Source organism: Erwinia sp. 9145, assembly GCF_000745075.1.
In the GTDB taxonomy this organism is placed as follows: Bacteria; Pseudomonadota; Gammaproteobacteria; order Enterobacterales; family Enterobacteriaceae; genus Erwinia; species Erwinia oleae.
This window is the reverse complement of the sequence record NZ_JQNE01000001.1, coordinates 2,356,072-2,373,837: the sequence shown is the minus strand read 5'-3', so window position 1 is coordinate 2,373,837 and position 17,766 is coordinate 2,356,072. Positions and strand designations below refer to the sequence as shown.

Sequence of the window (17,766 nt, the reverse complement as noted above, 5' to 3'; positions counted from 1 at the left end):
AAAATTAGAGAGATAGCATGACACGTAAAGGCATTATTCTGGCTGGTGGTTCGGGTACCCGTCTGTATCCGGTGACCATGGCAGTAAGTAAGCAACTGCTGCCAATCTATGATAAACCCATGATTTACTATCCGATTAGCACGCTGATGCTCGCGGGTATTCGCGATATTTTGATTATCAGCACTCCGCAGGATACGCCACGCTTCGAGCAACTACTTGGTGATGGAAGCCAGTGGGGGCTGAATCTTACCTATAAGGTACAGAACAATCCTGATGGTCTGGCCCAGGCTTTTATTATTGGTGAAGAGTTTATCGGTAATGATAACTGTGCTCTGGTTTTAGGTGACAATATTTTTTATGGGCACGATTTACCTAAAGAGCTTCAGGCAGCCGTGAATCAAACTACCGGGGCAACTGTATTTGCTTATCACGTTAATGACCCTGAACGTTACGGCGTGGTTGAATTTGATGAAAATGGTATAGCTGTATCCCTTGAAGAAAAGCCGTTGAAGCCTAAAAGCAATTACGCAGTTACAGGTCTCTATTTCTACGATAATCGCGTAGTGGAAATGGCGAAAAAACTTAAGCCCTCACCGCGTGGTGAATTGGAAATTACCGATATCAATCGCCTGTATATGGAGGAGGGCAATCTCTCCGTCGCGATGATGGGACGTGGCTATGCATGGCTGGACACGGGAACTCATCATAGTCTGATTGAAGCAAGCAACTTTATCCAGACCATAGAGCAGCGTCAGGGTTTAAAAGTTTCTTGTCCAGAGGAAATTGCATATCGTAAAGGCTTCATTGATGTCGATCAGGTAAAAAAATTAGCAGCGCCTCTGGCAAAAAACGAATATGGGCAGTATTTGCTCAAGATGGTGAAAGGGTACTAGCCTGTGAATGTTATAAAGACTGATATACCTGATGTGCTCATTTTCGAGCCGAATGTATTTGGCGATGAACGCGGATTCTTCTTTGAAAGCTTCAGTCAGAAAGTTTTCGAAGAAGCAGTTGGACGAAAAATCGAATTTGTTCAAGACAACCATTCAAAGTCCGCTAAAGGAGTATTGCGAGGGCTTCATTATCAGCTCGCTCCGCACGCTCAGGGTAAACTAGTACGTTGCGTAGTTGGCGAAGTGTTTGATGTAGCAGTAGATATCCGACGATTTTCTCCTACATTTGGAGCATGGGTCGGCGTACATTTATCTGCTGAAAATAAACGACAGCTGTGGATCCCAGAAGGATTCGCGCACGGATTTTTAGTACTAAGTGATACTGCTGAATTTGTATACAAAACTACAAATTATTATCATCCTGCAAGCGATCGCGGAATTTTTTGGAATGATCCTGATATTGGTATCGATTGGCCAAAGATTTCGGAAAAAATTCTTTCTACTAAAGATAGCAAGCAACCAACACTTGGCCAGGCTGAAATATTTCAATGAATGCAAGATTATTGCATTGTATTTGAAATATATATTCAATTTATATTGAAACGCTATGAAAATTAAAGAAGTTAAAACCAAAGAGCTTGCAGTTTATAGTGTCATCACGGGTGGTTACGATCAGATATTGCCGGTTAAATCAATAGATGAACGATGCGACTATTTTATCATCAGTAATGAAAATATTGACCTGCCTGCCCCATGGAAATTGCTGACACCACCTAAAAAAAATCTTAATAATAAAGATTTTAACCGTTTTTATAAATTAAATCCTCATCTTGTATTTCCTGATTACAAATATTCCCTCTATATTGATGGGAATATTTTACTGTGTGGAGATATATTTGAGTGGAGTTCCAGTCAACTTTCTAAGTCTGATTTCTCAATTTTTTCGCACCCTGAAAGAAATAATATTTTTGATGAAGGTAAAATTTGCTCTTTCATAGGGACGGATTATTTCTGGATTATTAACAGGCAATTACGGAAATACAAGAAAGAGAATTTCTGCCATGATGCATTATATGAAGCGAACATATTATTGCGTTCACATAATGAACCTAAAGTCATCGAGTTGATGGAAAAATGGTGGCTGGAATATATAGATAAATTCAATGCAAAGAGAGATCAACTTGCATTACCCTATGTAATATGGAGAACGGAATTCCGTGTTAATAATATGGGGCCTAGCGATGCCAGATATGAGAATAAATATTTCCGTTATATGGGGCATGCAAATAACAGACACAAAACATTAGAGACAAAATTTAAGAAAATTATTAACAGAACAATAGGAAGTCTATTTAATGTATGACGTGTCAGGAAAGATAGATATTGTGTTGGCAACATATAATGGAGAGAAGTATTTATCCGAACAACTTAATTCTATTCTCGCAATGCATAGTTTCGACGAAATAATTAATAAAATCATTGTTTGCGATGATAACTCGACGGACCATACACTAGATATTATTGCCAGGACAATTCCTCCCAATAAATTAATATTAGTTAAAAATGACCAGGGAAAGCCTTATGGCCCCGCAAAAAATTTTGAACGAGGCATCAGATTGGCAAACAGCGAATTTATTATGCTGTCTGATCAGGATGACATCTGGATGCCGAATAAAATTATTGCATATATTAAAGAAGCAGAGAAGTGTAACAAAAACCTGCCATTGCTAATATTTAGCGATCTGGAAGTTGTTGATTCTGATTTACGTTTGGTCGATAAATCATTTCTGCATTATCAATCGATCAAAGAGTCCTGGGTGAATAATATCAATAATCTTTTGATTCAAAATCTTTCTCCAGGATGTACTATAATGTTCAATCAGAAACTAATTCAAAAGAGTTTTCCATTACCAGACAAATGTCTGATGCATGATTGGTGGCTCATAGTAGTCTGTAAAATATATGGAGAGATTCGATTTATCAGCAATGAGACATTTATTAAATACCGGCAACATGCCAACAATCAAGTAGGGGCAAAGAGTAATAGTTTTTTAAATGCATTTTTCAACTTTAAAAAATCATTTTATTCTGCAAGTCGTAATTATGAACGCACTATTCAGCAAATGCTGGATATTAAACTACGTTATTTAAATGATCTTCCAGATGAAAGCTTAGCTTATATTGATGCTTTATCTTTATATGTCGATGCGAAATCGTCTAAAATAAAAAGAGTATACGCAGCATTAAAAGTAAACTTAAAGAAAAGTTCGATTCTAAAAACTGTCGGAACATATTTAATTATATTTAAAGGCAAAGGTAAATGATTTTTATTTCAATAGTGTCTCATGGGCATTACTCATTAATAAAAAAACTTGGAACATTACTGAAATTAGCTCAAAACTTCCCTGTAATTGTGACCGATAATGTCGGTGAGAGCGAATTAGAAAATTATTGCCTTCGGCATAAATTACATTATATTAAAAATAGTAAAAAAAAAGGCTTTGGCGAAAATAACAACCAAAATTATAGATATGCGAAAGATATTCTGAATCTGCAACCTGATGATTTATTTCTGGTGCTTAATCCAGATGTTAGTGTCACTACCGAAATATTAATAGATGCAATGAATGAAATGAAAGTATACTCAGCTAACATTGCGACAATAGATTTGGTAAAAACAGAAACTGAACGGGATGCTAATATACGGAATTTCCCTACTATCAAGCATTTTATTGAATCTTTTCTTTTAAATAAAAATGAGACAATAATTGATAAATCTAAAATAAAAGAACCATGCCACGTAGATTGGGCTTCAGGATCTTTTTTACTTATAAAAAGTAGTTTGTATGACAAGGTCAATGGCTTTGATGAGAAGTTCTTTATGTATTGTGAAGACCTTGATATATGTCGTAGGATTTATTCGCTCACTAATCAACGTGTTCTGTACATTCCTGGAATAGAAGCGCTTCACCTCGCAGCGCATAACAATAGAAATATCCTCTCTAAACATTTTTTATGGCATATTAAAAGTGTATTTAGATATTGCTTTTTTGCTAAATATTAATATTGGAAATTGAAATTATGGCTTATTGGGTGGTACTTTTTATTCTTTTTATCAGCACCCTTGCGCGTAATAATTATTTAATTGCTTTAGTTTTAGTTGCTTTATTTGTTATGGCGGGTTTCATTGCTCCAGAGGTAAGTCATGATTTCCAAAACTATTATAACGGATATTATTTAGCTCAACCCAGATATTTTCCTGAACCAATATCCAGTTTAATATTTAGTGGCGCTCAGCATTTTTCGTTGCCTATAGCAGTTAGTTTTATAATTTTGGCTTTTTTGGCGACGGTTCTAAAGATTAAAGCTCTGCGACGATTATCATTACCTGTTAGTCTCTTTTTCTTAGTGTATTTTGGAAAGCTATTTTTACTTTTAGACCTGACGCAAGTGCGAGCGGCTGTTGCTGTATCTGTATGTCTTTTGTCATTCGATGCTTATATAAAAAACAAAAAAGTAATGGCATTCATATATATAATACTTGCATTTTGTTTTCATCTAAGCTCAATAATGTTTATCGTCATATTTTTTGTTAATCGAAAAAAGCCGAATGCGACATTCTGGCTTGTTGCATTATTATGCGGGTTAGGGTTTTCTTTTATTAATATTAAGTATTATCTTTATATTTCAATGATATACTTACATTTACCTCTTAACTACCTGACTTATATTGATAACGCTAATAATTCAACCGTTAATCCCTTAAACGTATTAGCAGTTCTTAATGTGGCTATTTTTGTTACCTATTGTTTTTTCAAGAAGGCATTTGTTGATTCAAAAATGAATGTGGCTTTTAAACTTTACGGTATTTCCATTATTTCATTTTACGTATTTATTGATTTTCCTGTATTGAGTTTCAGGATAAGCGAATTTTTCTTAATTTATCAGATTGTTCTGTTAGCCAATACTACAAAATTTATCAGAAACGATCAGCGATGGATGTATATTTCAATTTTATTTATATTTTCTGCTTTACAATTATATTTAACTTACAATAAGGCAGCCATTATTGAGCCATATCGCTTGCTCTCATTTTGAACAGAATTAGTGTGATTAGCGATCTCATTGCAATACTTCAACAGATTGTATTGTCAGAAAGAGTAATATTAAAATTATTACTAATCCGCGAACTTAGCTCGCGGTGATACACCAGACAGGAGTATATAATGTCCAAGCAACAGATCGGCGTCATCGGTATGGCAGTCATGGGGCGCAACCTGGCGCTCAACATCGAGAGCCGTGGTTATACTGTTTCCGTCTTTAACCGTTCCCGCGAAAAAACTGAAGAAGTTGTCACGCAGAATCCGGGAAAAAAACTCGTTCCTTATTATACAGTACAGGAATTTATTGAGTCTCTCGAAACGCCACGGCGTATCCTGTTAATGGTAAAAGCGGGCACTGGTACTGACGCAGCAATCGATTCCCTCAAACCCTACCTTGATAAAGGCGACATCATTATCGACGGGGGTAACACTTTCTATCATGACACAATTCGCCGTAATCGGGAACTTTCGGAAGAGGGTTTCAACTTCATCGGTACGGGCGTCTCCGGTGGCGAAGAGGGGGCTTTGAAAGGGCCTTCAATAATGCCTGGTGGTCAAAAGGATGCTTATGAACTGGTTGCACCCATTTTGACAAAAATTGCCGCTGTTGCAGAGGATGGCGAACCTTGCGTGTCATATATAGGTCCGGACGGAGCAGGACACTATGTCAAAATGGTTCATAATGGTATCGAATACGGAGATATGCAGTTAATTTCAGAAAGCTATGCTCTGCTTAAAGGCGGTCTGAATCTTTCAAATGAAGAGTTGGCACAGACTTTTACCGAGTGGAATGGTGGCGAGTTAAGTAGCTACTTAATCGATATCACTAAAGATATCTTTAATAAAAAGGATGAAGACGGTAAATATCTGGTTGACGTTATTCTGGATGAAGCCGCTAATAAAGGAACAGGAAAATGGACTAGCCAGAGTTCTCTTGATCTTGGCGAGCCGCTATCCTTAATCACTGAATCTGTTTTTGCACGCTATATCTCATCTCTGAAAGACCAGCGTGTCGCCGCTTCAAAAGTATTGAGTGGTCCACAATCCAAACCCGCTGATGATAAGAAAGAGTTTATTGAAAAAGTACGCCGTGCGCTCTATCTGGGTAAAATTGTTTCTTATGCACAGGGCTTCTCTCAATTACGTGCGGCTTCTGATGAAAACAATTGGGATCTCAATTACGGTGAGATCGCGAAAATTTTCCGCGCAGGCTGTATCATTCGTGCTCAGTTCCTACAAAAAATCACCAATGCTTACGTAGAAAACTCGGGCATTGCAAACCTTTTGCTGGCACCATACTTTAAGCAAATCGCTGACAACTATCAGCAGGCGCTACGCGATGTAGTGGCTTATGCCGTGCAAAATGGTATTCCGGTTCCGACGTTCTCTGCTGCAATCGCCTATTACGATAGCTATCGTTCAGAAAAACTGCCAGCAAACTTAATACAGGCTCAACGTGATTATTTCGGTGCGCATACATATAAACGTACCGATAAAGAAGGTGTATTTCACACTGACTGGATGAATTAATCGTTTTCTTTTTATCTGTATAAGACCCGGAAACTTTTCCGGGTTTTTTATTAATTACGTGTTTTAGCAATAATTATTCTACTGCATTAAGCTGATGTGCCGCCGATGATAATTGTTGGAGGTAACCCGCGAAGGTTATATGGCTTGAGGAAAACTTCACCTGTTATTAATAAGAATATTGCATTAGTGAGATTCTAAAATCAGATTCCACAATCTTAACTCCAACTCTTCAGAAGAATTCTTGAAATGAAACGTCTAATTAAAAAATTGATCCCTGATTCAATTCATTCACTTTATCGTTATTATTTTCATCATGGTGTTCTTCCCAATATAATTCATCCGAAAAAATTTAATGAGAAAATTGCTTTAAGAATGCGTAGGCCTAAGCAGTTTTATGCATTATTGGCTGATAAATTAGCTGTTCGTGAATATATTAAAAACCGTATTGGTCCGGATTATTTAATCCCTCTGTTGTGGCAAGGCGATAAACTCACTATAAATGACTGGAACCACTTTCCTCAATCATTTGTTATTAAAGCTAATCATGCCAGTGGAACAAATTTAATTGTTACATCGAAAGCTGAACATGCCTTTAGCGATGTTTTATCGTTGACTAATAGCTGGCTTGAAATGGATTTCAGTCGAATAAATTTCGAAAAGCATTATAAATATATAAAGCCTCGTCTTATGGTTGAACAACTACTTGTTTCTGATGACGGCAAAATTCCTTATGATTATAAGGTGCACTGTTTTAATTCTAAACAAGGGCCTAAATTTTTCATCCAGGTTGATTATGACAGGTTTGAAGATAATGGCGATGCGCATACTCGTGATTTTTTCGATGAGGACTGGAATTTTATACCTTTTACCCTGGATCATCCCAATTCCACGATACCTGCTGAAAAACCAAATAAACTTGATGAGTTATTATCACTATCAAAGAAACTCAGCGAAGGATTAGCCTATGTGCGCATTGATTGGTATATTGTTAACAATAAGCCTCTGTTCGGTGAGATAACTTTGACCCATGGTTGTGCAGGTGAAACCTTTAATCCGGAAAAGTATAATGATATATGGGGAGAGCTTTGGAATGATGACTATGAGGAAAAATATAATGAAAATAAATCTTCTGAACAGGCTTCGTGAATGTTAAAGTTTTTCAATAAAGAGTTTCTCAGTAATTTTATCGGATTATCATCGATAAATATTATTGGAATGTTGATTCCTATCATAACAATGCCTTACCTTTCCCGGGTACTTGGTGTAAATGGATATGGTACAGTTTTACTTTTTAGTACACTGTCTATATTTATGCTTATTATCATAGACTACAGTACAAATATTACAGGGGTGAGAGACGCTGCTGAAAAAAAAGGTGATAAAGAGGCACTGAACTATGTTTACTCAAGATATCAACGGCTTCGTTTTTTATTAACTCTGCTTTTTATTCCTTTATCCCTTATATATTGTCATTTTTTTATTCCTGGCTTTAGTTTGCTTTTTTATTTCGAAGTGATGGTGGCTTCGGCGGTTGGATATTATTTGTCAGCGCCATGGTTCCATCAAGGTACGTCCACACTGAAATTCTTTTCCCTTGTAACAGTCGCAACACGAATTTTACAGTTATTACTGATTTTTGTATTTGTTAAGGATCATGATTCAGTGTCATCGGCTGTCAGGTTAAATGCATATGCTTTCCTGATAGCTGGCGTTATAATGTATATCTATCGACTTCATCGGATCAAAGTTAAAAAAATAAGTAATACGAACTCTATAGGTAAAGATTTTAAAGAAGGCCTTGATGCATTTATAGGCGAGTTTGCACCGAATCTCTATAGTAATATACCGCCTTTGGTTATTGGTGCAATTGTTAGTCCAATGGTTTTTGCCTGTTATTCAATTGCATTGAGGATTATAAACATTGCGGGAAGTTTTCAGGCTATCGCAGCGAAATCCGTGTATCCTATGGTCGTAAAAGGAAAGTCTACGTTGAAGGCTTTGTTGTTAATAAATTTATCGCTTTCAGCAATTCCTTTTATAGCTATTATTCTCTTCAGAAAAGAAATTATCTATCTGTTTTTAGGCCAGGGATATGAATTGGCCCAAAAATATTTACTGTTGTGTTCGCCAGGTATTTTTTTATATTCAATTCTGTGCTCTTTTTCCTATGGTTTTTTCTTGCCGCAAAGGCTGGATACACATTTTAAAAGAATTTCAATAATATCTTCAATTCTTCCCGCTGTAGTTTGCTACCCTTTAATTCAAATTTACCATGCTTATGGTGCAATTTTGATGCTCTTAATGGCAAGGCTACTATTTGCATCTCTATTCGCATACTATTATTTTAAATTAAAAAAGGGCTCTGCGATCTGAAGCACTCCTATTACAAGCTGAATGTGATTTTTTATAATACGCAATGCTATAAATAATGCTGCGTAGGAAGTTACTCAGAAGTGCGTCTTCATGATCCAGAAAATATCAGGCTATAAGGTAGTGTACTGTGTGATAAGAAGAGTATGTCATCTTTGAATCTTAAGCCTTTCTGAAAATTACACTATCTTACTGTATGTAAACCCTTATAAGTAAGGTTTATATAATGAAAATTGTTATCTTTAACGGACCTTCTCTGATGCCTGCCGGTTTTAACAGTGGCGGATTTGAATTATATTTCGGACTTCATGCAAAAATCAGCCATTAGATTGGTAGCAATTCTCATGCGTCCAGGTAAACTATCGTTCATGGTATGCATTCTCTTATAACATGTTGTTAAGGTTTATATGATACAGGATAATAATAACAGCAGTACCGCTCGCTACAGTGAACCTGAGCAGGTCGACCTGATTGATTTGGGTATACAGATCTGGCATGGAAAGCTCACTGTTATCGTGTGCATGATTGTGGCTATTTTACTCGCAACGAGTTATTTATTTTTCGCTAAAGAAAAATGGACATCAACGGCGCTGATTACTCAGCCTGATTCTGGTCAGGTCTCCAGTTACGCTAATGCTATGAACATTCTGTATGATACTAACGCGCCGACAATCACCACTATTCAGCAGAATCTTATTTCACATTTTAACTCGTCTTTCTCGGCGTTATCAGAAAAACTGGACAATCAGGAAAAACCAGAAAGACTTAATGTAGAAGCTGCAATTAAAGGGCAGAATTTGCCTTTGCGTGTCTCATATGTTGCAAATTCTGCGGAACAAGCACAGAAAATTCTGGCGCAGTATATTCAGCAGATTGATGACGACGTGGTAAACGCGGTTAAAGCAGATCTTAACTCCAGCATCATTTCTCGCAAAAGCGAACTGGAACAATTATTAGTGAGTAGTGAGAAAGTGGCTACTGAACAGAAAGCGCTGCGCATTGCGCAGATTGCTCAGGCGCTGACAATAGCCGAGCAGGCTAAAATCAAAACTCCGCAGGTCCAACAGGCAGAGCAGGTATCCCAGGACACAATGTTCATGCTGGGGAGCGATGCGTTATCATCAATGGTGAAAAACGAGGCGACTCGCCCACTTACCTTTCCGGACAGCTATTATCAGGTTCGCCAGCGGCTACTGGATGTCAATAATTTAGTGACGACCACTAATAGTAATAATAACTCGATAGTCACTAACTTTCATGCATACCGCTATGTGATGAAGCCAACATTGCCGTTCCGTCGCGATAGTCCAAAGCGCGCTGTAACGATGATGCTGGCTCTGCTATTAGGCGGTATTGTGGGCGGGGGAATTGTGCTCGGTCGCAATGCGCTGCTTAAGCATAAACAGAAAGTATAAAATCGTTGGCTAAAAAAACGGGCGCCTGAGTTTACGACGCCCGTTTTTTGCATTAATTTACTTATGCCTTTCCCGTAAATTCCCTATCACCGCACTCAAATCCAGTTCCTGATCCTGCAACAGCACCAGCAGATGATAAACCAGATCGGAAGCCTCATTCTTCAACTCTTCCCGGTCATTTACCGTTGCGGCCAGTGCGGTTTCCACACCTTCTTCACCCACCTTCTGCGCGATGCGCTTGGTGCCGCTGGCATACAGGCTGGCGGTATATGAGCTTTCAGGATCGGCATGCTTGCGCTCTGCCAGTAGCTGCTCCAGTTTATAGAGAAACGTCCAGTCTGGGGCGGCAGGAGAGAAACAGCTTGATGTTCCAAGGTGACAGGTTGGCCCAATCGGGTTTACCAGGATCAGCAGCGTATCATTGTCGCAGTCCGGCGTAATGCTGACCACGTTCAGAAAGTTTTCTGACGTTTCACCCTTGGTCCACAGGCGCTGCTTCGTGCGCGACCAGAAGGTGACCTGACCGCTTGCCAGCGTTTTCTCCAGCGCGGCCGGGTTCATATAACCATGCATCAGCACTTCGCCCGAAACGGCGTGCTGAACGATAGCAGGCATCATGCCGTCGGTTTTTTTCCAGTCGAGCTGGTCTTGCTGTTGTTGTGTTAACACGCGCGAATCTCCACACCTTTCTCAATCAGGTAACGTTTCAGCTCACCAATATTAATAATTTGTTTATGGAATACGGAAGCGGCCAGCGCGCCGTCTACGTCGGCATCACGAAAAGCCTCATGGAAATGCGCCATTGTACCCGCGCCGCCGGAGGCGATCAGCGGCACTTTACACACTTCCCGCACCTTTTGTAGCTGGGTGAGATCGTAACCGTTGCGCACGCCATCCTGATTCATCATATTCAGTACGATCTCGCCCGCGCCGCGCCGCTGTACTTCCTGCACCCACGCCACCGTTTCCCACGACGTTACTTTTGTATGGCTTTCATCGCCGGTGTACTGATTAACGTGATACTTACCGCTTTCACTGTCAAACCAGGTATCGATGCCCACCACGATGCACTGCACGCCAAAACGATCCGCCAGACGCGTAATCAGATCGGGATCGGCCAGGGCAGGGGAGTTAATGGAGATCTTGTCGGCGCCGAATGACAAAATTTGTGCGGCATCTTCCGGCGTTTTGATACCACCTGCCACACAGAAGGGGATATCGATCACTTCCGCCACGCGGGATACCCAGCTTTTATCCACCACGCGGCCGTCAGAGGAGGCCGTGATGTCATAAAAGACCAGCTCGTCGGCGCCTTCCTGCGCGTAGCGCTGCGCCAGCGGCACGATATCGCCAATAATTTCATGATTGCGAAACTGCACGCCTTTTACCACCTGACCCTCGCGTACGTCGAGACAGGGAATTATCCGTTTTGCCAGCATGAAATGGCCTCCTTAACGGTGAATTTATCTTCCAACAGCGCGCGGCCAACGATAACGCCCTGTACGCCGCTGCCGCGCAGCGCGCTGATATCATTCAGCGAGCCGATACCGCCGGATGACTGGAAAGCAATCGACGGGAAACGCGACGACACGTCCTGATAAAGCGCGACGTTCGATCCGCTGAGCGTGCCGTCGCGCGAGATATCCGTACACAGCACATGCTTCAGTCCCGAAGGTGAAAACTGTTCAATCACCTGCTCCAGCGTCACTCCTGCCGCTTCCTGCCAGCCGCTGATCGCCACCTCTTTACGGTTGCGGCTGTCAATACGCACGTCGAGCGCCAGGACAATAGCCTCCGGGCCGTATTTTTGAAACCAGCGCTGCACCTCTTCAGGCTGTTTCACCGCCGTGGAGCCAACCACCACACGGCGCGCGCCCGCCTCAAGCAGCGCTTCAACATCCTGCGCGGTACGAATGCCGCCGCCAACCTGTACCGGCACGCTGACGCCCGCCAGCAGCTTTTTCAGCAAGGGGATCTGACGCGCGGCGGGATCTTTCGCACCAGTCAAATCGACGAGGTGCAGTACGCTGGCGCCTTGTGCTTCGTAGTCCTGAAGGCGCGGCAGCGGATCGCTGCCGTAATCGCGTTGCTGGCCGTAATCGCCCTGATGAAGGCGTACCACCTTGCCCTCAATTAAATCTAACGCAGGAATAATCATGACCTTTACATCTCCAGGAAATTTTTCAGCAGCTGTGCGCCCGCCGCGCCGGAGCGTTCCGGATGAAACTGCACGCCGTAAAAGTTATCTTTCTGTATCGCTGCGCTGAACGCTTCACCATACTGACACTGGGCGATGGTGTATTCATTAACCGGCATGGCGTAGCTATGTACAAAATAGAAGTACGAACCGTCGGGAATGCCGCGAAACAGGTGATTTCCTGCCTGCGGAACGATCCTGTTCCAGCCCATATGCGGCAGCGGCAGGCCGTGATCGGTCATGTGCTGTACCGGCGTATCGATAATTCCCAGCGTTTTGACGCCGCCGCTTTCGTCGCTTTCAGCGCCCAGCAACTGCATGCCAAGGCAGATGCCCAATACGGGCTGCGTACAGGCTTTAATTAACTCAATGAGTTCACGCTCGCGGAGCTGATCCATCGCCGCCTGTGCGGTTCCTACGCCCGGCAGCAGCAGCTTGTCGGACTGAAGCACAATGTCCGATTCGCGACTGACGAGGGGATCGTAACCCAGGCGTTGCACTGCCCACTTAACCGAAGAGAGATTGGCGCAGCCGGTATCCAGAATCACCACCTCCATCACAGCACTCCTTTTGAACTGGGCAGGGTGTTACCGTCTACGCGGATGGCCTGGCGCAGGGTGCGCCCGAAGGCTTTAAACAGGCTTTCCACGCGGTGATGATCGTTTTTGCCTTTGGTTTTTAAATGTAGCGTGCTGGCCATTGCGTAGGAGAGGGAGCGGAAAAAGTGCTCGACCATTTCGGTGCTCAGATCGCCCACGCGCTGATGAGAAAACTCGGCCTTAAACTCAAGGTGTGGCCGTCCGGAAATGTCCAGCGCACAGCGCGCCAGGCACTCATCCATTGGCAGCACAAATCCAAAACGACCGATGCCGCGCTTGTCTCCCAGCGCCTTAAGCAAGGCTTCGCCCAGCGCCAGGCCGGTATCTTCGACCGTATGGTGATCGTCAATATGCAGATCGCCCTTCGCCAGAACGTTCATACGGAAACCGCCGTGCGTGGCGATTTGATCAAGCATGTGGTCGAAGAAACCCACGCCGGTGTTAAACTGGCTCTCTCCTTCGCGATCCAACCACACTTCGACCTCTATCTGCGTCTCTTTGGTCTTACGGCTCACCAGCGCGTGGCGATCGCGATGCGTCAACTTCTCAGCGATATTTTGCCAGTTCAGATCGCGTGGATGGTAACGCAGGCCGCCGATGCCCATATTTTCCGCCAGCTCGATATCGGTCGCCCGGTCGCCGATGACGTAGCTGTTTTCCGCATCCAGCGCGCCGTCGGCCAGCCAGGCTTCAACCATTTTTGTCTTCGGCTTGCGGCAGTCACAGCCGTCTTCCGGCTTGTGGGGGCAGATCAGCACGTCGTCGAAACGTACGCCCTGCGAGCTGAGCACCTGCATCATCACGTTGTGCGGGCCGTCGAAGTCCGCCTGAGGGAAGCTGTCGGTGCCGAGTCCATCCTGGTTGGTGATCATCACCAGGCGGTAGCCCGCCTCCTGAAGCGCCAGCAGCGCCGGGATCACGCCTGGTTCGAAGGCCAGCTTGTTGAGACGATCCACCTGAAAATCTTCCGGCGGCTCGGTAATTATGGTGCCGTCACGATCGATAAAAAGAACTTTCTGACTCATGCTTGCTCCGGAGCGTCAGAGGCGCTTAACGTTTTCAGCGCGTTAATTACGCGGTCACACTCTTCTCGCGTGCCGATGGAAATACGAAGACAGTTTGTCAGGCCCGGCTGCTTGCTCTGATCGCGTAAAATAATGCCGCGATCCCACAGCGTTTTAAACACGGTGCTGGCATGGGTAAAGCGGGCCAGCACGTAGTTGGCATTGCTGGGGAACACCGCTTCCACGCCGTCGCAGTTACGCAGCTGCTCAATCAGGTTTTCCCGCGTGGCGACAAGCTCGCGCACGTGGTCGCGCATGATACGTAACCCCTCGTCGCTCAGCGCCTGGCCTGCCACATCGGCGACCGGCGTGGCAAGGGGATAAGGCGCAATCACCTTCAACAGCAGGGCGATCACGTCCTGGTTGGCCAGCGTAAACCCGCAGCGCAGCCCGGCGAGCGCAAAAGCTTTAGAGAGCGTGCGCAATATCACCAGATGCGGGTAGTCTTTCAGCCAGCCAGCCAGCGAGGCTTGCGGGCAAAAATCGATATAGGCCTCATCGGCCACCACCAGCGCTTTGCCGCGCGTCATCTCCAGCAGCTGCCGGATGTCTTCCGGGTTCAGCAGGTTGCCGGTCGGGTTATTTGGACTACAAATATAGACCAGCTTGACGCCGTCGAGCTGGTCCGCAATGGCGGGCAGGTTAAGCTGCCATTCTTCCCGCGCGGAAACCGTGCGATATTCGACGCCAAACGTCTCGGCACTGACGCTGTACATGCCGTAAGTCGGCGGACAAAACAGTACCGCATCTTTTCCCGGCTCGCAGAAGGCGCGGATCAGCAGCTCGATACCTTCATCTGCGCCGCGGCTTACCAGCACCTGCTCCGCTGACACGCCCGCATAGGCGGCGTAACGCTCAATAACCAGCTTCGGCTGGCACTCAGGATAGCGATTCAGCGTCTGCTGGCTCAGCTCAAACGGCACCGCCAGCGGATACTCATTGGCATTGAGCCAGACGTCGCCGTTGCCGCCAAGGCGACGAGCGGACATATAAGGCGTCAGGGCGCGAACGTTGGCGCGGGCCAGCGCGTCGATACTGTTGCTCATGGCTTCTCCTTCAGCGCGGAAACGCGCAGCGTTACGGCATTTTTATGGGCGGCAAGCTGCTCCGCCGCGGCGAGGATCTCAATAGTGGGTGCCAGCGAAAGAAAGCCGGCGGGCGTCAGTTCCTGCACCGTCATGCGTTTCTGAAAATCCGCCAGGCCCAGGCTGGAGCAGGTGGCGGTGTAGCCATAAGTTGGCAGAACATGGTTAGTGCCGGAGGCGTAATCGCCCGCCGACTCCGGCGACCAGTCGCCAAGAAAAACCGATCCGGCGCTGGTGATATCGGCGACCAGATCGCGGGCCTGGCGCGTCTGAATAATCAGGTGCTCCGGCCCGTAGCGATTACTTATCTCAATGCACTGTTTAAGATCGCGCGCCACAATCAGGCGGCTGCTCGCCAGCGCCTGACGCGCCGTTTCCGCGCGCGGCAGAGCGGCAAGCTGGGCGTCAACCGCCTCCGCCACCGCAGCGGCCATGGCGGCTGATGGCGTCAGCAAAATGACCTGCGAATCGGGGCCGTGTTCCGCCTGCGACAGCAAATCAGACGCGACGAAAGCAGGATTGGCCTGCTCATCGGCAATCACCAATACTTCAGACGGGCCGGCAGGCATGTCGATGGCCGCGCCGTCGAGCCGCTGGCTGACCTGCCGCTTGGCTTCGGTGACATACGCGTTGCCCGGGCCGAAAATTTTATCAACTTTCGGCACGGATTCGGTGCCGAAGGCGAGGGCAGCAATGGCCTGCGCGCCCCCGGCCTGATAGACCTCGTTCACGCCGCACAGCTGCGCCGCATAAAGAATTTCATCGGCAATCGGCGGCGGCGAGCAGAGCGCGACGCGCTGACATCCGGCAATGCGCGCCGGCGTCGCCAGCATCAGTACGGTGGAAAACAGCGGCGCGGAGCCGCCCGGAATATACAATCCTACCGAGGCTACCGGGCGGGTGAGCTGCTGGCAGCGAACGCCCGGCAGCGTGTCGACGTCCACTTCCGGCAACCGCTGCGCCAGATGAAACGTTTCAATATTTCCGAGGGCGAGCACCATCGCCTGTTTCAGCTCGTCACTTAACCGGCCGGCGGCAGCATCAATCTGCTCCGGGGTGACGCGCAGCGCGTCAACCTGCGTTTTATCGAAGGTTGCACTGTACTCACGCAGCGCCGCGTCTCCGTCGTTTTTTACCCGATCGAGAATGGTGCGAACGGTGGCGGTAATGTTCTCCGATGCGGACATTGCCGGACGCATCAGCAGCGCTTGTTGCTGCGCCGCGCTGCATGTCTGCCAGTCAATGGGGGTTGCGAAATCAGCCATGGTCTACTCCATCATTTTTTCAATAGGCAGAACTAAAATTGAGCTGGCGCCCAAGGCTTTCAGCTTCTCCATGGTTTCCCAGAACAGCGTTTCGGTGCTGACCATGTGCATTGCCACGCGGCTCTTATCGCCCGCAAGCGGCAGGACGGTTGGGCGCTCGGCGCCCGGCAGCAGCGAAATGATGTCCTCCAGCCGCTCGCTCGGCGCGTGCAGCATAATGTATTTTGACTCGCGAGCCTGAATCACGCCCTGAATGCGCGTCATCAGCTTGTCGATCAGCGCCTGCTTGGCGGCCGGCAGTTCACCGTCGCGCTGGATCAGGCAGGCTTTGGAGCGATAAATGACTTCGACTTCGCGCAGGCCGTTGGCTTCCAGCGTGGCGCCGGTGGAGACCAGGTCACAAATCGCGTCGGCCAGACCGGCACGCGGCGCCACTTCGACGGAGCCGTTAAGCAGGCAGGATTTAAAGGCAATGCCCTGTTTGTCGAGGTATTTTTTCAGCAGGTGAGGATAGGAGGTGGCGATACGGGCGTTCTGTAAACACTGCGGGCCGCTGTATTCATCGTCAACCGGCATTGCCAGCGACAGGCGGCAGCCGCCGAAATCGAGGCGTCGCAGGGTGAAGTAACGCGGATCTTCGCCCTGTGCGCGGCGCGTCAGCAGCTCCTCTTCCAGCACGTTCTCGCCGATAATGCCGAGATCAACCACGCCGTCCATAACCAGCCCCGGAATATCGTCGTCACGCACGCGCAGAATATCAATGGGCATGTTCTCGGCAAAGGCGATCAGCCGCTGTTGCTGAAGATTAATCTTAATACCGCAGCGGGCCAGCAGTTCGCGTGATTCGTCGCTTAAACGGCCTGATTTCTGCATAGCTATGCGTAAACGGGAGTTATCTAACATCGGTGCTTATCCTCTTTTCCTGTCTGCTTCGACCAAATTTCGTTTGCGCTTCGTCCAAACCCGGCTCAAAAAAAAGCCCCCGGAAGGCGATCTTCCGGGGGCTCATCTTGCGTTCTGCACCGCTGGAAGATCAAATGTCTTCCAGCACACATCGCCTGAAAGACTAGTCAGGATGATGGTGATGGCGGTGAGTAAACTGAACGCGTGTCATAAAATTCTCTTGGATGAATGTCTATTCATTCGGTAACGATTAACCTAACCGGGATAACGGCCGCGCGCAACCCTTTTTTACCTGAAAAGCAACACAATGTGGATTGTCATCGACGTACGGCTGGCGTAGCG

19 protein-coding genes and 1 other annotated feature are annotated in these 17,766 nt (G+C 45.9%); of the genes, 10 read left to right on the top strand and 9 right to left on the bottom strand.

Annotated features, from left to right (window positions below; genetic code table 11):
• Nucleotides 1–17 precede the first annotated feature (17 nt).
• The 10 genes from rfbA to wzzB all read left to right on the top strand — a co-directional run bounded on the left by rfbA (nt 18) and on the right by wzzB (nt 10,311).
• Nucleotides 18–893 carry a glucose-1-phosphate thymidylyltransferase RfbA gene (gene rfbA / locus FA91_RS11515; protein WP_034915865.1) on the top strand — a complete coding sequence of 292 codons (876 nt, stop codon included), beginning with the start codon at nt 18–20 and terminating at the stop codon, nt 891–893.
• Between the two features lie 3 nt (nt 894–896).
• Nucleotides 897–1,445, top strand: a complete 549-nt coding sequence (rfbC, locus tag FA91_RS20520; protein WP_034915863.1) for a dTDP-4-dehydrorhamnose 3,5-epimerase — start codon at nt 897–899, stop codon at nt 1,443–1,445.
• Between the two features lie 55 nt (nt 1,446–1,500).
• On the top strand, nt 1,501–2,256 hold the full coding sequence (locus FA91_RS11505) for a glycosyltransferase domain-containing protein (RefSeq protein WP_034915861.1): 756 nt from the start codon (nt 1,501–1,503) through the stop codon (nt 2,254–2,256).
• Entirely contained in the window at nt 2,249–3,217 is a 969-nt protein-coding gene (locus FA91_RS11500; RefSeq protein ID WP_034915859.1) for a glycosyltransferase family 2 protein, read from the top strand. Before FA91_RS11505 ends, FA91_RS11500 begins: the two co-directional genes overlap by 8 nt.
• Nucleotides 3,214–3,957: a glycosyltransferase family 2 protein gene (locus tag FA91_RS11495; protein WP_034915858.1), complete on the top strand. Its 744-nt coding sequence runs from the start codon at nt 3,214–3,216 to the stop codon at nt 3,955–3,957. The genes FA91_RS11500 and FA91_RS11495 overlap by 4 nt, the downstream gene beginning before the upstream one ends.
• A gap of 17 nt (nt 3,958–3,974) precedes the next feature.
• Entirely contained in the window at nt 3,975–4,991 is a 1,017-nt protein-coding gene (locus FA91_RS11490) for an EpsG family protein (protein WP_034915856.1), read from the top strand.
• A 128-nt stretch (nt 4,992–5,119) separates the two neighbouring features.
• Complete coding sequence (gene gndA / locus FA91_RS11485) at nt 5,120–6,526, top strand: NADP-dependent phosphogluconate dehydrogenase (protein ID WP_034915854.1); 1,407 nt, start codon at nt 5,120–5,122, stop codon at nt 6,524–6,526.
• A gap of 246 nt (nt 6,527–6,772) precedes the next feature.
• Nucleotides 6,773–7,672, top strand: a complete 900-nt coding sequence (locus tag FA91_RS11480; protein WP_051937137.1) for an ATP-grasp fold amidoligase family protein — start codon at nt 6,773–6,775, stop codon at nt 7,670–7,672.
• Nucleotides 7,673–8,899: an oligosaccharide flippase family protein gene (locus tag FA91_RS11475; RefSeq protein ID WP_034915852.1), complete on the top strand. Its 1,227-nt coding sequence runs from the start codon at nt 7,673–7,675 to the stop codon at nt 8,897–8,899. It abuts the gene before it with no gap.
• A 404-nt stretch (nt 8,900–9,303) separates the two neighbouring features.
• A complete protein-coding gene (gene wzzB, locus FA91_RS11470) occupies nt 9,304–10,311 on the top strand; it encodes an LPS O-antigen chain length determinant protein WzzB (RefSeq protein WP_034915850.1) in 1,008 nt (335 codons plus the stop codon).
• A gap of 57 nt (nt 10,312–10,368) precedes the next feature.
• Here wzzB and hisIE read toward each other — a convergent pair whose 3' ends face one another.
• From hisIE to hisL, 9 genes are all read right to left on the bottom strand, one after another.
• Nucleotides 10,369–10,980: a bifunctional phosphoribosyl-AMP cyclohydrolase/phosphoribosyl-ATP diphosphatase HisIE gene (gene hisIE / locus FA91_RS11465; protein WP_034915848.1), complete on the bottom strand. Its 612-nt coding sequence runs from the start codon at nt 10,978–10,980 to the stop codon at nt 10,369–10,371.
• The gene (gene hisF / locus FA91_RS11460) at nt 10,974–11,750 is read right to left on the bottom strand and encodes an imidazole glycerol phosphate synthase subunit HisF (RefSeq protein WP_034915845.1); all 777 of its coding nucleotides are present in this window, start codon (nt 11,748–11,750) and stop codon (nt 10,974–10,976) included. The genes hisIE and hisF overlap by 7 nt, the downstream gene beginning before the upstream one ends.
• On the bottom strand, nt 11,732–12,469 hold the full coding sequence (gene hisA / locus FA91_RS11455; protein WP_034915842.1) for a 1-(5-phosphoribosyl)-5-[(5-phosphoribosylamino)methylideneamino]imidazole-4-carboxamide isomerase: 738 nt from the start codon (nt 12,467–12,469) through the stop codon (nt 11,732–11,734). The genes hisF and hisA overlap by 19 nt, the downstream gene beginning before the upstream one ends.
• Before the next feature lie 5 nt (nt 12,470–12,474).
• Complete coding sequence (hisH, locus tag FA91_RS11450; RefSeq protein ID WP_034915840.1) at nt 12,475–13,065, bottom strand: imidazole glycerol phosphate synthase subunit HisH; 591 nt, start codon at nt 13,063–13,065, stop codon at nt 12,475–12,477.
• Complete coding sequence (gene hisB, locus FA91_RS11445; protein ID WP_034915838.1) at nt 13,065–14,132, bottom strand: bifunctional histidinol-phosphatase/imidazoleglycerol-phosphate dehydratase HisB; 1,068 nt, start codon at nt 14,130–14,132, stop codon at nt 13,065–13,067. The genes hisH and hisB overlap by 1 nt, the downstream gene beginning before the upstream one ends.
• A complete protein-coding gene (hisC, locus tag FA91_RS11440) occupies nt 14,129–15,217 on the bottom strand; it encodes a histidinol-phosphate transaminase (RefSeq protein ID WP_034915836.1) in 1,089 nt (362 codons plus the stop codon). Before hisC ends, hisB begins: the two co-directional genes overlap by 4 nt.
• Nucleotides 15,214–16,521 carry a histidinol dehydrogenase gene (gene hisD / locus FA91_RS11435; RefSeq protein ID WP_034915834.1) on the bottom strand — a complete coding sequence of 436 codons (1,308 nt, stop codon included), beginning with the start codon at nt 16,519–16,521 and terminating at the stop codon, nt 15,214–15,216. The genes hisC and hisD overlap by 4 nt, the downstream gene beginning before the upstream one ends.
• 3 nt (nt 16,522–16,524) lie before the next feature.
• On the bottom strand, nt 16,525–17,424 hold the full coding sequence (gene hisG, locus FA91_RS11430; RefSeq protein WP_034915831.1) for an ATP phosphoribosyltransferase: 900 nt from the start codon (nt 17,422–17,424) through the stop codon (nt 16,525–16,527).
• 67 nt (nt 17,425–17,491) lie between these two features.
• Nucleotides 17,492–17,612 (bottom strand) — a sequence feature (His leader region).
• Nucleotides 17,588–17,635, bottom strand: coding sequence for a his operon leader peptide (hisL, locus tag FA91_RS21045; RefSeq protein WP_152601326.1), 48 nt, complete (start codon nt 17,633–17,635; stop codon nt 17,588–17,590). It overlaps the preceding feature by 25 nt.
• Nucleotides 17,636–17,766: the final 131 nt, after the last annotated feature.

What these genes read in the sequence shown, in the direction of transcription:
- rfbA (WP_034915865.1), top strand. Translation starts at nt 18, where the DNA reads ATGACACGTAAAGGCATTATTCTGGCTGGTGGTTCGGGTACCCGTCTG.
- FA91_RS11505 (WP_034915861.1), top strand. Translation starts at nt 1,501, where the DNA reads ATGAAAATTAAAGAAGTTAAAACCAAAGAGCTTGCAGTTTATAGTGTC.
- FA91_RS11500 (WP_034915859.1), top strand. Translation starts at nt 2,249, where the DNA reads ATGTATGACGTGTCAGGAAAGATAGATATTGTGTTGGCAACATATAAT.
- FA91_RS11495 (WP_034915858.1), top strand. Translation starts at nt 3,214, where the DNA reads ATGATTTTTATTTCAATAGTGTCTCATGGGCATTACTCATTAATAAAA.
- FA91_RS11490 (WP_034915856.1), top strand. Translation starts at nt 3,975, where the DNA reads ATGGCTTATTGGGTGGTACTTTTTATTCTTTTTATCAGCACCCTTGCG.
- gndA (WP_034915854.1), top strand. Translation starts at nt 5,120, where the DNA reads ATGTCCAAGCAACAGATCGGCGTCATCGGTATGGCAGTCATGGGGCGC.
- FA91_RS11480 (WP_051937137.1), top strand. Translation starts at nt 6,773, where the DNA reads ATGAAACGTCTAATTAAAAAATTGATCCCTGATTCAATTCATTCACTT.
- FA91_RS11475 (WP_034915852.1), top strand. Translation starts at nt 7,673, where the DNA reads ATGTTAAAGTTTTTCAATAAAGAGTTTCTCAGTAATTTTATCGGATTA.
- wzzB (WP_034915850.1), top strand. Translation starts at nt 9,304, where the DNA reads ATGATACAGGATAATAATAACAGCAGTACCGCTCGCTACAGTGAACCT.
- hisF (WP_034915845.1), bottom strand. Translation starts at nt 11,750, where the DNA reads ATGCTGGCAAAACGGATAATTCCCTGTCTCGACGTACGCGAGGGTCAG.
- hisA (WP_034915842.1), bottom strand. Translation starts at nt 12,469, where the DNA reads ATGATTATTCCTGCGTTAGATTTAATTGAGGGCAAGGTGGTACGCCTT.
- hisH (WP_034915840.1), bottom strand. Translation starts at nt 13,065, where the DNA reads ATGGAGGTGGTGATTCTGGATACCGGCTGCGCCAATCTCTCTTCGGTT.
- hisB (WP_034915838.1), bottom strand. Translation starts at nt 14,132, where the DNA reads ATGAGTCAGAAAGTTCTTTTTATCGATCGTGACGGCACCATAATTACC.
- hisC (WP_034915836.1), bottom strand. Translation starts at nt 15,217, where the DNA reads ATGAGCAACAGTATCGACGCGCTGGCCCGCGCCAACGTTCGCGCCCTG.
- hisD (WP_034915834.1), bottom strand. Translation starts at nt 16,521, where the DNA reads ATGGCTGATTTCGCAACCCCCATTGACTGGCAGACATGCAGCGCGGCG.
- hisG (WP_034915831.1), bottom strand. Translation starts at nt 17,424, where the DNA reads ATGTTAGATAACTCCCGTTTACGCATAGCTATGCAGAAATCAGGCCGT.